This window comes from Bradyrhizobium yuanmingense, assembly GCF_900094575.1.
GTDB lineage: Bacteria > Pseudomonadota > Alphaproteobacteria > Rhizobiales > Xanthobacteraceae > Bradyrhizobium > Bradyrhizobium yuanmingense.
In genome coordinates this window covers 471,263-484,120 of sequence record NZ_FMAE01000002.1, presented here as the reverse complement: position 1 = coordinate 484,120, position 12,858 = coordinate 471,263, and the positions used below count along the sequence as shown (strand labels likewise).

Genomic DNA, 12,858 nt, shown 5'->3' with positions numbered 1-12,858 from the left:
CGCCGCGGCCTTTCGATTGATCACTGCCGTCTCGGAATACTGGATCGCCCGGTCTAGCCGGGCGATGACACCTTTGATGTGCGTCGAGCGCTCCCCTCACCCGTGGCAGCACGCCGCCTTCGCCGGCTGCGGCTCGTACTGGTCGCGCAGGCGCACCCAGTCCATCGGATAAGGCAGGCCTTCCTCGTGACGGCCGAGCGGGGTGAGATCGAGATATTGATATGCAGCGTTCATCATGTCGAGGCCGCGGGCGAAGCAGGAATAAGTGTGGAAGATCGCGCCGGCCTCGTCGCGGAAGAACACGCTGATGCCGGGCAGTTCGGGGCCGTAGAACGGCGTGGTCCCGAAATTGTACATCGGCTTGCCGGTCGCGACCTCTTCCTGTGAGAACGTCACGCCGTAATCGCGGTTGAAGTCGTTGCGGCCTGAGGAAACCCAGTCGAAGGTCCAGCCCATCCGCTTCTTGAAGGCCTCGAGCTTTGCGCTTGGCGCCAGCGAGACCGCAACCATCGCGGTGTCGCGCGCGGCCAAATGCGGCACCATGCGCTCGAACCCATCGGCCCAGAACGAACAGCTCTTGCAGGCCGCGTCCCAATCGGGCGCGAACATCACGTGCTGCACGATCAGCTGCGGCCGGCCCTTGAACAGATCGCCCAAGGACACGATGCCGTTCGGCCCTTCGAATTCGTACGCCTCGTCGACCTTGACCCAGGGGAGCCGGCGGCGCTCGTCGGCAAGCCGTTCGCGGGCCTGGGTCAATTCCTTCTCGTGGGCCAGAAGGGCCTTGCGCGCGACGATCCATTGCTCGCGCGAAACGATCTGATGTTGCTGCATGGCGTTCTCCTTGGGGATCAGGCGACGAAAGCATCGAGCTTGTCGAAAATCGAGCTCCAGCCGCGCTGGTGGTTGTCGCGCGCGGTCTCGTCGAAGAACTGGGCGTGATGGAAGATCATCAAGGTGCCGGCAGCGTCCGGCTTCAGCGAAATCGTCACCAGCGATTCACGCTCCGGCGTCGAGTGCCAGGCCCAGGTGAAGACCAGAAGCTCGTTCGGTACCAGCTCGCGATAGCGGCCGCCGGCCTCGAAATATTCGCCGTCGTCGCCGGTGAAGCTGATGCGAAACCGGCCGCCGACGCGGACGTCGAGCTCGGCTTGAAGCGTCGCCGGCTTCATGTTCGGCGGCCCGAACCATTGCGCTAGCTGCGCGGCTTGCGTCCAGGCGGCGTAGACCTTTTGCGGCGGCGCGCGGAGCCGGCGCGTGAGCGTGAGGCTTGGTCGTTCTGCCGGGCGTTCGGCGGTGTTGGCGGTTGCGTTGGCCATGTCTCTTCCTCCACGAAGGCGGCAAGGCGATCGAGATTGTGGGACCAGAACTGCGCATAACGATTGAGCCAGTTCATCGCCTGCTCCATCGGCTGCGCGGTCAGCCGGCAGGCGACCGTGCGCCCGGTCTTCTCGCGCACGATCAGCCCGGCATCGGTGAGCACGTCGAGATGCTTCATGATCGCCGGCAGCGATACCGCAAACGGGGCCGCCAGCTCGCTCACCGACAGGCCGTCCTGCTCGCCGAGGCGCGCCAGCAAGGCACGACGCGTCGGGTCTGACAGGGCCGCAAAAGTCCGGTCCAGCGTCTCGTCCTGATACTTAACCATGTGGTTTAGTATAGACGCGAGCGCGACAACGTCAAGCCGGAAGGCGCAGGGCGCGGATCCGCACGAGAGCGTGATCGGGTTGCTGGCAATGCAGCCAAGAAAAAAGCCCTGCCGAACGACAGGGCTCTCTTCCTCGTCATCACGAGATTTCTACTCGACCTTCAGGCCGGCGAAGTCGACGACCTTCTTCCACTTCTCGGTCTCGGCCTTGATCTCCTCGCCGAACGCCTCGGGCGTCTGCACCCGCGGCTCGCCGCCGAGCTCGACCAGGCGCTTGGCCATGTCGGGCTCCTTGAGCACCGCGTTGACCTCGGCGTTGAGCTTGGCGATGATTTCCTTCGGCGTGTTCTTCGGCGCGCCCATGCCGAACAACGCGCTCGCCTCATAGCCCTTGACGGTGTCGGCGATCGGCTGCACGTCGGGCAGCTGCGGCGAGCGTTCCGTGGTGGTGACACCGATCGCGCGCAGGCTGCCGGAGCGGATGTGCTGAATGATCGAAGGCATGTTGTCGAAGATCACCTGCACCTGGCCGGCGAGCATGTCAGTGATCGCGGGCGCGGCGCCGCGATAGGGCACGTGCTGCATCTTGCAGCCGGTCATGGCCATGAACATCTCGCCGGACAGATGCACCGAGGTGCCGTTGCCGGATGAGGCCATGTTCACCTTGCCGGGATTGGCCTTCACATACTCGATGAACTCGGCGACGTTCTTGGCCGGCACATCCTTGTTCACGGTCATCACGTTCGGCACGCGCTGGAACGAGGCGACCGGCGCGACATCGTTCACGAAGTTGAACTTGAGATTCTTGTAGAGCGAGGCGTTGATGTAGTTGGCCGGGTTGACCAGCTGCAGCGTGTAGCCGTCGGGCTCGGCATTGATGACCGATTCGGTGGCGATGTTGTTCCCGGCGCCCGGCTTGTTCTCGATCACGAATTGCTGGCCGAGCTTTTCCGACAGCCGCTGGCCGATCAGCCGTGCCAGGATGTCGGTGGCGCCGCCCGGCGGATAGCCCACCACCCATTTCACCGGACGGGCCGGATAATCGGCGGCAAAGGCCTTCGACAGCGGGGTGGCTGCAAGCGGACTGGCGGCGAGCAGGCCCAGCGCGGTACGGCGAGTGATCATCTCAAGGGTTCTCCCAGTGTTGTTCTTGAAGTCGGATGGCTTGAAAGCCGCGTCGCTGCGGTTGTAACAAAGCTTGCCGCGTGCGGAAAGTGCGCGGGGCACATCACGACGAAAGGATGAGACATGCCGGTCAAGGTTCATGCCCTGGATCATCTCGTGATCAATGTCAGCGACGTCGCGGCAAGTGCTGCGTGGTACGGCAAGATTCTCGGCATGGAAGTCAAGGCGTTCGATCCCGGCGGCGGCAAAGCGCCGCGGACTTTCCTTGAATTCGGTAACCAGAGGATCAACGTCCGGCAACGCGATGCCGACAAGGTGGAGTGGTTCACCGCGAACCATCCCACGGTGGGCAGCGAAGATTTGTGCTTTCTCACCTCGGCCACGCCGGACGAGGTGGTGGCGCATTTGCGGGCACATGGCGTCGCGATCGAGGAAGGTCCGGGCCCGAGGCAAGGCGCCCGCGGCACGTTGCGCTCGGTCTATTGCCGGGATCCCGATGGCAGTTTGATCGAGATCTCGTCGTACGGGGACGCCGGCTGATAGGGCCGCCGCGCCCCCGAACGCCGTCATTGCGAGGAGCGCTTGCGACGAAGCAATCCAGACTGCCTCCGTGGAGAGAGTCTGGATTGCTTCGCTGCGCTCGCAATGACGGTGGAGAGAGCGCGCTCACGCATACCCCCGATTGCGTCCCGCGTCGTCCAATGGCAGGAAGACGCAATCATCAAAAGACAGCCGCCGGCAAGATGCAGGCTGCACGGGAGGTCGCCATGCCAGTTCAACAGACCACAGCTGGAATCGTGGGCCCGTTCGACGGGCTCGACGTGCCCTGGCTGCTCAAGCTGCGCGCCGAGGTCCGGCGTGATCATCCGTTCCTGATCTGGGCCCCGTTCGACGCGCCGGCGCGGCGCTGGAGCTACGGCGAGTTTCACGAGCGCGTCGGCGCGCTCGCGGCCGGCCTCGCCAGGCGCGGCGTCAAGCCGGGCGAGTATGTGCTCATTCATCTCGACAATTGCATCGAGGCGATGCTGGCCTGGTTCGCCTGCGTCGAGCTCGGGGCCGTCGCCGTCACCACCAATACGCGCTCGGCGCCGGCCGAGATCGCGTATTTCGCCGATCATTGCGGCGCGGTCGCCGCGATCACGCAGCCGGCCTATGCGGAAGCCGTCGCGCAGAACTGCCGCAGCATACGCTGGCTGGCGGTGACCTCGCACGATGCGGGGGCGGCGCCCGCGCGGGGCGTCTCGCGGGGCGACAGCTTCGAATCGCTGTTCGCCGACAGTGCCGATCGCCCCCGGCGCGCGACCGATCCGCTCGCGCCATGCAGCGTGCAATACACCTCGGGCACGACGTCGCGGCCGAAGGCGGTGCTGTGGACCCACGCCAACGCACTGTGGGGCGCCAAGATCAACGCCGCGCACGAGGACCTTCATGCCCGCGACGTGCACCAGGCGTACCTGCCCCTGTTCCACACCAATGCGCTGGCCTATTCCATGCTGGCGACGCTGTGGGTCGGCGCCACTTGCGTGATCCAGCCGCGCTTCTCCGCCAGCCGGTTCTGGGGCGTCGCGCGCGAGCACGGCGCGACCTGGACCTCGACCATCCCGTTCTGCATGAAAGCGCTGCTCGAGCAGGAGGTCCCGCAAGACCACAAGTTCCGCCTGTGGGGCACCGCCATCAACGAGCCGCCGGCCTTTGCCGCCTTCGGCGTCAAGATGATCGGCTGGTGGGGCATGACCGAGACCATCACCCACGGCATCGTCGGCGAGGTGGATCAGCCCAACATCCCGATGTCGATCGGTCGCGCCGCGCCCGAGTATCAGATCCGCATCACCGACGACGACGGACGGCCGACGGAGGTCGGCGACACCGGCAATCTCGCGATCAGGGGCATCCCCGGCCTGTCGCTGTTCGCCGAGTACCTGCACAACGAGAAGGCGATGCGCGAGAGTTTTGACGAGCACGGCTTCTTCCTCACCGGCGACCGCGTCGAGCGATTGGAGAACGGCTTCATCAAGTTCGGCGACCGCGCCAAGGACATGCTGAAGGTCGGCGGCGAGAACGTTGCGGCTTCCGAGATCGAGCAGGTGATCGCGCTCGTGCCGGGCGTGCGCGAGGCCGCGGTGGTGGCGAAGAAGCACCCGATGCTGGACGAGGTGCCGGTGGTCTTCATCATCCCGCAGGGCGGCGTCGCAGGCGCGGCCCCCGACCTGCAGGACCGCGTGATGGAAGCCTGCCGCAGGGGCCTCGCCGACTTCAAGCTGCCGCGCGAGATCAGGCTCGTCGACGACATGCCGCGCTCGACGCTGGAGAAGGTGGCGAAGGCGGAGCTGCGGAAGCTGGTGGGGTGATCTCGTAGGTGGGTTAGCCGAAGGCGTAACCCACCTACTTCGTTCGGCAATTGCGGAGGCATGGTGGGTTACGCCTGGCGCCTGCGCTTCGCGCAGCCGCGAGGCTAACCCACCCTACGACTACGGCATCCCGACTAGAACGACCCCAGCGCGACCGGGCGGAACGCCTGCAGCAGCTGCTGGTCGAGCTTGCCGCCCATGCCTTCCATCATCGTGAAGGCGCGGGAGTGGGTGAAGGGCATGCGGTAGGCGCGCTTCTCGACGAGCGCGGCGTAGATGTCGACGATTGTCGTCAGGCGCACGATGTCGCTGATCTGGTTCGACGACAGGCCGTTCGGATAGCCGGAGCCGTCGAGGAATTCGTGGTGATGCAGCACCACGTCCAGCATCTCCGGCGGGAAGCCGCCTTGCGCGGCGAGCGCATCATAGCCGCGGCGCGGATGCTGGCGGACCTCAGCCATCTCCTCGTCGGTGAGCTTGCCGGGCTTGTCGAGCAGCCAGGCCGGAACGAAGGCCTTGCCGACGTCGTGCAGCAGCGCGGCGCGGGTCAGGCGGCGCTGGTCGTCCTCGCGCATGCCGAGATGCTGGGCGAAGGCGACGGCGAAGCCGGTGACGAACAGGCAATGGCGGTAGCTGCCGACATGGTGACAGCCGACCGTGGTGAGCCATTCCCGCAGCGAGGAATGCTTGATCGCCTTCAGGATCTTGCTCTCGGCGGCGATGACGTCATCGAAGGTCAGGGGCACGCCGAGTGGCAGCTTCTCGAACATCTTGGTCAGCACCGCATGCGCCGCCTCGACGCCGCGGTTGAGCGTCTTGCCGCGATCGGTCGCGTCATAGGCCGCGGTGTCCGGGAAGGCGGCGCGGATGCGCTGCAGGATGGCCTCGGCCTGGAGCGGCCGCGAGATGGTGTCGGTGGCCCCGAGCGCCCAGGCCTGCATGGTGCCGTGATGCAGGGCGTCCGCGAGCACGAACAGCCGCGGCATCGAACGATAGGCATCGCCGCGCAGCTTGTTGCGGACCCGCTGCACGCTGTCGGGCGAGCGCAGATTGATGTCGACCACGAGCCCGGAGAGATCGCGCGACGGCTGGGCGGGGATTTCGTCCGTCTTCACCGTGGAGACGTCGCCGACCGCTTTCAGGATGCTGGCGAGCTCGCTGCTCCCGTCGCTCCGATCGGAGGCGAGCAGGAGCCGGCGTTTGGCGGCGGATTTGGCTGTGGCGTTCATGGCTTCCCCCACAAGGACCGGAAACTCGGGCGTATTGGCCGATGAGCCTAAGCCGGATCAGGTTCTCTGGCCCTTAAGAGGCGTGCTCAATGGAACCTTGGGGAATTGCACGCAATTTTACGGAGTGGGGTTCCGGGGGGAATTTCACAACCGGCGAAAACAACCCCATGCACAGTAGAACGGGCATTGATGGATAAGGGGAATTTTGGACGCTATCGCCCCGCCCTCCGCTGTCGTCGCCCGGCTTGACCGGGCGACCCAGTACGCTGAGACGGTCCGGCTGAAACCGAGAAGCCGCGGCGTACTGGATGCCCCGGTCAAGCCGGGGCATGACGGTGAGGGTGTGGAGGCGGCTCCAAAACAAATCCGCCGGAGGTTGCCCTCCGGCGGATCAGCTCATTCGGCAATCGCAGCGCGACTTACGCCTTCATGCTCGCCTTCACGGCTTCCGCGGTGATCGGCAGGGCGCGGACGCGGGCGCCGCTGGCATTGAAGATGGCGTTGCCGATGGCCGGCGCGACCACGGTGACCGCGGGCTCGCCGACGCCGGTGGCCTTCTCGCCATTGGCGATCACGGCGATCGCGACCTCGGGCGTCTGGCTCATGCGCAAGGGCGTGTAGCCATCGAAATTGGTCTGCTCGATGCCACCGTCCTTCAGCGTCGCCTTCTCGTACATCGCCAGCGACAGGCCCCACAGCGCCGCACCCTCGACCTGGGCGCGGACATTGTCGGGATGCACCTGCGTGCCGACGTCGGTTGCGACCGTGAGCTTCTTCACGGTCACCTCCCCCGACGGCGCGACGGCGACGTGAGCCACGCACGCCGTCCAGCTCGCGGTCGCCCGCTCCTGCGACGAGACGCAGGCGACGCCCATGCCCTCGCCTTTCGGCAATTGCTTGGTGCCGTAGCCGGACAGTCCCATCGCGGCGAGCAGCGTGTTGCGCAAGCGCTGCGCGCCGCCGTCGTTCTTGCCGGCGCCGTCGAGCAACGAGATGCGGAACTGGGCGGGATCCTTGCCCGTCGCCGCCGCGATCTCGTCGATCATGCTTTCGACCGCCCAGAAGGTCCAGCCCGGCGCCACCGAGCGAAGCTGGCCGGAGGGCGTGGCGTTGTGCGCGAGCTCGTTCTTGATCGCGCGCACATAATGGTTGGGCACGGTGTAGAAGAAGTCCGCGCCGTTCACAGTAAAGGAATCGAGCGGGCCCTTCTTGTCGACCGAGGGCGTGAGGAAGTCGGGGATTCCCCAGCGCGCGGTCGGCCAGGCCGAGACCACGTCGTGGCTGATCGCAATCAGCTTGCCATCGCCATCCACGCCGGCCTTCACTTTTTGGTAGGTGAGGGGACGCGAGAAATCCATCGTCATGTCGTTCTCGCGCGAGTAGATCACCTTCACCGGCTTGCCGACCGCCTTGGCCGCCTGCACCGCCGGAATCATCATGTCGGCATCGAGACGCCGGCCGAAGCCGCCGCCCAGCCACATCTGGTGCATGACCACGAACTTCGGATCGATCCCGGCAGCTCCCGCCGCGATCGCGCCGGAGCGCGTTGCGAACTGGTTGCCGGAATAGATGTGCAGGATGTCGCCCTTGAACTCCGCGGTGGCGTTCATCGGCTCCAGCGGCGCGTGGATGTTGATGCTGGTGGTGTATTCCGCCTCCACCACCTTGGCCGCCGAGCCGAAGGCTGCATTGGGATCGCCGTCCTTAACGAAGAACTGGCCGGAATCGTCCAGCTTCTGGAGCCGCTTGGCCTCGTCGAGCAGCGACTCGCTCGACACCTTCGCATTCGGTCCCGCGTCATAGGCGATCTTCAGCGCCTGCGCCGCTTTCTTGGCGTTGGCGTAGGTGCTGGCGACGGCGACGACCCAGCCCGATGTCGTCCCGGTCTTGTCGTCGAGCGTGACGGCCTTGATGAAGCCCGACACCTTCTTTGCCGCGCTGTCGTCGACCGATTTCACGGTGGCGCCGAAGCGCACCGGCGGCGTGACCAGGGCGCCATAGGCCATGCCCGGCAGCATCACGTCGATACCGTACTTGGCCGTGCCGTTGGTCTTTGAGGGGATGTCGAGTTGCGGAACCGAGACGCCGATCATGGTGTACTGGTCCGGCGATTTCAGCTTGATCGCCTTCAGCTCGTCGGGCGTGAAGGTTTTCGTCGCCTTGCCGCTTTTCACGACATCGGCAAACGACATCTGCTTCTTCGATTTCGGATGCACGATCATGGAATCGCGCACCACGAGCTCCGATGCCGGCACGCCCATGGCGGCGGCGGCACCTTCGGTCAATGCGATGCGACCGGCGGCGCCGGCCCGGCTCATCGCTTCGAAGTTCATCATGGTCGACCAGCTGCCGCCGGTGATCTGCGCGCCCAGCACGGGATCGTTGAACTTGGGATCGTTGGAGGCGAGCGCTACGCGCATGTCGCTCCATTTCGCGCCCAGCTCCTCGCAGACGATCTGCGCCATGGTGGAGGCGATGTGCTGGCCCATATCGGCCTTGCCGCAGGTCACGGTGACAAGCCCGTCCGGCGCGATCGCGTACCACACGCTCGGCTCGAAATTGGCGGGCGCGGCGGCTGCCGATTCGATGCCGGGCACGCCGGCATAGCCGAGCACGAGGCCGGTCGCGGCGGTGCCGACGAGGAAGGAGCGGCGGCTGAGATCCGTCGTCTCGGGCGTCAATTTCTTCACATGCTCGTTCATGTGGGCCTCCGCTCGCTCGAGGTGGCCGAGGCGGTGCGCATCTCGGATGCGGCGCGCATGATCGCCTTCTGGATCCGCGAATAGGTCATGCAGCGGCAGAGATTGCCGTCCATATGGGCGACCACTTCCTCCTTGGTCGGATTGGGATTCTTGGCGAGCAGCGAAGCCGCCTGCATGATCTGGCCGGACTGGCAATAGCCGCATTGCGGCACCTGCTCGGCGATCCAGGCCTTCTGCAAGGGATGATCGCCCTTGGCGGAGAGACCTTCGATGGTGGTGATCTTCTTGCCGGCGACGTCACTGAGCATGGTCTGGCACGAGCGCACGGCTTCACCGTTGACATGCACGGTGCAGGCACCGCACAGCCCGGCACCGCAGCCGAACTTGGTGCCTGTCATCTGCAATTGCTCGCGGATCGCCCAGAGGAGCGGCGTGTCGTTCGCCGCATCCACGGACAGACTCCGCCCGTTGATGGTGAGAGTTGGCATAGGCGTCTTCCCCTGCCGGTGCATGAAAGCCGCTTACGGCGGCAATTTGAATGGCGGACGCCCACCGGGCTGGCGTCAGCCTTGCCGGCGAGAATGATCGCGTTCCAGCGCGGAGGCAAATGCAATTTGGAACGAGTCGAAAAAGCGCTCGCCACACTCGCCCGTTGTGCGCCGCGCCAAGGGCGTCGACGCAGCCACTGGACACAACAGCGCATGCCTCCGGCATGCGTGCTACGCATTCAGGCAGTTTCTTCGAGGTAACTTGGCGAGCTAAGGTGCAGCTGCCGCCGCTTTCTTCCTTCTCCCCTTGTGGGAGACGGTGGCGTGAAGCGCCGGATGAAGGGTCGTATCCGCGCACTCGCATTGAGAGAGTCATGCGCGGATAGAGACCCCTCACCCGGCTTCGCTTTCAGCGAAGTCACCCTCTCCCGCAAGGGGAGAGGGTGCAGCGGTGTCGTGGCGAGGAAAAAGAAAGGGCGGGAAGCAATGCCGGAGATCAATCGCGACGGCGTCAACATCTACTACGAGGTTCATGGCAACGGGCCGCCGCTGCTGCTCACCCACGGCTATTCCTCGACCTCGGCGATGTGGCATGGGCAAATCGACGCGCTGGCGAAGGACCACGCGCTGATCCTGTGGGACATGCGCGGCCACGGCCAGTCCGATTACCCTGACGATGCGAGTGCTTATAGCGAAGACCTCACGGTCGGTGACATGGCGACGATCCTCGATGCGGTCGGCGCGAAGCGCGCCATCATCGGCGGGCTTTCGCTCGGCGGCTACATGTCGCTGGCGTTCTACCGCGCACATCCGGAGCGGGCCCGCGCGCTACTGATCATCGACACCGGCCCCGGCTTCAGGAAGGACGATGCGCGCGAAGCTTGGAACGCGCGAGCGCTCGCCACGGCCGACCGGCTCGACCGCGAAGGCCTCGATGTGCTGAAATCGGCGACGCGCGAGCGCGCCACCGCGAACCATCGCAACGCCAGGGGCCTTGCGCTCGCCGCGCGCGGCATGCTGACCCAGCGCGATGCGCGCGTGATGGAGCTGTTGCCTGAGATTAAGGTGCCCAGCCTGATCGTGGTCGGCGCCGACGACACCCCGTTCCTCGCCGCCTCCGACTACATGGCCGCAAAAATCCCGGGCGCACAAAAGGTCGTGATCCCCGCGGCCGGACACGCCGTCAACATCGATCAGCCCGAGGCTTTTGTTGACGCGGTCGTGCCTTTCCTGAAGAACTTGCCTGCATAGGCCGATCGACCAGGGACACAGGCGATGAAGCTGATGATGCTGGCTGCGGGCACGATGTTGCTGTCGCTCTCTGCGCAGGCCGAGCCGATCGGCGCCGTGCCGCCGCGCCAGCCCTTCGTCACGACCTTGTCGAACAACATTCCGCTCGCCTTCGGCATGGATGCCGAACAGACCGCACGCGCGCTCGGGCAGAAGCTGCAATATGTGCGGGGACGTCCCGGCCACGAGATCTATCTCGCCTTGCGCAACATCGGCGGCAGCGGCCTGATCCCCTATCGCCATCGCCTGTTCCTGCAATTCCGCCACGGCCGGCTGGCCGGATGGAAGGAGGATTACGGCGAGAACTGGATGTGGGAGTAGTGTTGAGGGCCGCGACAATTGTGCATGCCCTCATCCTGAGAAGCTTGCGCAGCAAGCGTCCCGAAGGATGAGGGCAGAGAGCTGAATTTCGGATCGACAACCAAGAAGGACAACCCGCGTGGGACAAGACATCAAGCTGACGGCCTCGGACAATTTCCAGCTCGGCGCCTATCGCGCCGATCCCGCCGGCACGCCGAAGGGCGCGGTGGTGGTGATCCAGGAGATCTTTGGGGTCAATCACCACATTCGCTCGGTCTGCGACCGCCTTGCCGGGGAAGGCTATGTCGCGATCGCGCCGTCGATCTTCGACCGGACGGCGCCGAACTTCCAGTCGGGCTATTCGCCCGACGAGATCGCGGAGGCGCGCAAGTTCGTGGCCAATCCGGACTGGGCCGCGATGCTGCGCGACACGCAGGCTGCGATCGATGCGGTCAGAAGCGTCGGGCCCGTCGGCATCATCGGCTTTTGCTTGGGCGGCAGCATCGCTTTCGTCGCAGCGACGCGACTGACCGGCCTGAAGGCTGCGATCGGCTATTACGGCGGCGCCGTCGTGCGCTTCGCCGACGAGACGCCGAAGGTGCCGACCCAGCTGCATTTCGGGGAGAAAGATGCCGGCATTCCGCTCGCCGATGTCGAGACCATCAAGTCGAAGCGGCCGGATGTGGAGGTCTTCATCTATCCAGGCGCCCAGCATGGTTTCCATTGCGACGAGCGCGCCAGCTACGACAAGGCCAGCGCAGACATCGCCTGGCCGCGCAGCATGGATTTTTTCGCGAAGCATTTGACGAAGTAGCGCGCGGCTCTTTCCACTGTCATTCCGGGGCGCGCGCAGCGCGAGCCCGGAATCCATCGTGCGTCAGCGTTCGTGGATGAATGGATTCCGGGCTCGCGACTTCGTCGCGCCCCGGAATGACGAAGGAGAGAGTCGGGCTTGAACCCTAGAACCAGCGCTCGCCGACGAACACGGTGTCGCCGGGCGCGAGCGGCGTGCCGAGCGGCACCACGGCGCGCATGGCGCCGCCGTTCTCGGTGTGCGTGACGGTGACCATGTCGCGCTTGGCGCGCGGCGAGAAGCCGCCGGCGATGGCGACCGCGCTCTCAACCGTCATGTTCGGCACGTATGGATATTGGCCGGGCGCGAGGACCTCGCCGAGGATGAAGAACGGACGATAGGTCTCGATCTCGACCGCCACCGAAGGTTCGCGGATGTAGCCGTTGCGCAGGCGTGCGGCGATCTCGCCGGCGAGCCCCGCCGTGGTGCGGCCGCGGGCCGGCACCGCGCCGATCAGCGGCATGGTGATGGAGCCGCCGGCGTCGATCGCATAGCTGTTGGTGAGACCTTCCTGGCCGTAGACCACGACGCGAAGCTTGTCACCGGCGTCGAGATGGTAGGAGGCGCCATTGCGCACCGCCATCGGCGCGGCGTAGCCGACCGGCATTGGTGCGGGCGAAGCGGCAAAGGAATTGCTGAGCGCCGCGATGGCGCCACCGCCGTTGTTGGCGACGACGACCGGCGGCGGCGCCCTGTACGGCTGGCCATAGGCCATGGCATCGAGATCGGGACGAGGCTGCACCATCGCGACGGGAGTTGCGGTCTGCATGCAGCCGCCCAAAGCGAGCGCGGCGGACGCTGCCAAGGACGCCAAGTTCGACCATCGAAACGCGCGTGCAACCGGCACCGGACCCATCCTCGAAACGAGACGGCTC

General features: G+C 65.4%; 12 protein-coding genes and 1 pseudogene. 5 read left to right on the top strand and 8 right to left on the bottom strand.

What is annotated here, in order from left to right; all coding sequences use genetic code 11:
• Nucleotides 1–96: 96 nt before the first annotated feature.
• The 4 genes and pseudogenes from GA0061099_RS07335 to GA0061099_RS07320 form a co-directional block, all read right to left on the bottom strand.
• Nucleotides 97–834, bottom strand: a complete 738-nt coding sequence (locus GA0061099_RS07335; protein ID WP_036024041.1) for a DUF899 domain-containing protein — start codon at nt 832–834, stop codon at nt 97–99.
• Nucleotides 835–851: 17 nt separating this feature from the next.
• Nucleotides 852–1,187: pseudogene (locus GA0061099_RS07330) on the bottom strand (SRPBCC family protein); the annotation flags it as partial.
• A gap of 8 nt (nt 1,188–1,195) precedes the next feature.
• Nucleotides 1,196–1,648 carry an ArsR/SmtB family transcription factor gene (locus GA0061099_RS07325; RefSeq protein WP_036002521.1) on the bottom strand — a complete coding sequence of 151 codons (453 nt, stop codon included), beginning with the start codon at nt 1,646–1,648 and terminating at the stop codon, nt 1,196–1,198.
• Between the two features lie 150 nt (nt 1,649–1,798).
• The gene (locus GA0061099_RS07320; RefSeq protein ID WP_036024043.1) at nt 1,799–2,773 is read right to left on the bottom strand and encodes a Bug family tripartite tricarboxylate transporter substrate binding protein; all 975 of its coding nucleotides are present in this window, start codon (nt 2,771–2,773) and stop codon (nt 1,799–1,801) included.
• Nucleotides 2,774–2,896: 123 nt separating this feature from the next.
• On the opposite strand from GA0061099_RS07320, the gene GA0061099_RS07315 reads away from it, so the two are divergent.
• The gene (locus tag GA0061099_RS07315; protein WP_036024044.1) at nt 2,897–3,313 is read left to right on the top strand and encodes a VOC family protein; all 417 of its coding nucleotides are present in this window, start codon (nt 2,897–2,899) and stop codon (nt 3,311–3,313) included.
• Nucleotides 3,314–3,540: 227 nt separating this feature from the next.
• The gene (locus GA0061099_RS07310) at nt 3,541–5,121 is read left to right on the top strand and encodes an AMP-binding protein (protein WP_074447656.1); all 1,581 of its coding nucleotides are present in this window, start codon (nt 3,541–3,543) and stop codon (nt 5,119–5,121) included.
• A gap of 134 nt (nt 5,122–5,255) precedes the next feature.
• Here GA0061099_RS07310 and GA0061099_RS07305 read toward each other — a convergent pair whose 3' ends face one another.
• From GA0061099_RS07305 to GA0061099_RS07290, 3 genes are all read right to left on the bottom strand, one after another.
• Nucleotides 5,256–6,350, bottom strand: a complete 1,095-nt coding sequence (locus GA0061099_RS07305; RefSeq protein ID WP_036024045.1) for an HD-GYP domain-containing protein — start codon at nt 6,348–6,350, stop codon at nt 5,256–5,258.
• A gap of 419 nt (nt 6,351–6,769) precedes the next feature.
• Nucleotides 6,770–9,052, bottom strand: coding sequence for a xanthine dehydrogenase family protein molybdopterin-binding subunit (locus GA0061099_RS07295; RefSeq protein ID WP_074447595.1), 2,283 nt, complete (start codon nt 9,050–9,052; stop codon nt 6,770–6,772).
• The gene (locus tag GA0061099_RS07290) at nt 9,049–9,540 is read right to left on the bottom strand and encodes a (2Fe-2S)-binding protein (RefSeq protein ID WP_025033225.1); all 492 of its coding nucleotides are present in this window, start codon (nt 9,538–9,540) and stop codon (nt 9,049–9,051) included. Before GA0061099_RS07290 ends, GA0061099_RS07295 begins: the two co-directional genes overlap by 4 nt.
• Before the next feature lie 486 nt (nt 9,541–10,026).
• On the opposite strand from GA0061099_RS07290, the gene GA0061099_RS07285 reads away from it, so the two are divergent.
• The 3 genes from GA0061099_RS07285 to GA0061099_RS07275 all read left to right on the top strand — a co-directional run bounded on the left by GA0061099_RS07285 (nt 10,027) and on the right by GA0061099_RS07275 (nt 11,944).
• Nucleotides 10,027–10,791, top strand: coding sequence for an alpha/beta fold hydrolase (locus tag GA0061099_RS07285; protein ID WP_036024063.1), 765 nt, complete (start codon nt 10,027–10,029; stop codon nt 10,789–10,791).
• Nucleotides 10,792–10,815: 24 nt separating this feature from the next.
• Complete coding sequence (locus tag GA0061099_RS07280) at nt 10,816–11,151, top strand: hypothetical protein (protein ID WP_036024065.1); 336 nt, start codon at nt 10,816–10,818, stop codon at nt 11,149–11,151.
• A 118-nt stretch (nt 11,152–11,269) separates the two neighbouring features.
• Nucleotides 11,270–11,944, top strand: a complete 675-nt coding sequence (locus GA0061099_RS07275) for a dienelactone hydrolase family protein (protein WP_036024067.1) — start codon at nt 11,270–11,272, stop codon at nt 11,942–11,944.
• Nucleotides 11,945–12,089: 145 nt separating this feature from the next.
• On the opposite strand, the gene GA0061099_RS07270 is transcribed toward GA0061099_RS07275, so the two are convergent.
• Nucleotides 12,090–12,830 carry a polysaccharide biosynthesis/export family protein gene (locus GA0061099_RS07270; RefSeq protein ID WP_036024073.1) on the bottom strand — a complete coding sequence of 247 codons (741 nt, stop codon included), beginning with the start codon at nt 12,828–12,830 and terminating at the stop codon, nt 12,090–12,092.
• Between the last annotated feature and the right edge of the window lie 28 nt (nt 12,831–12,858).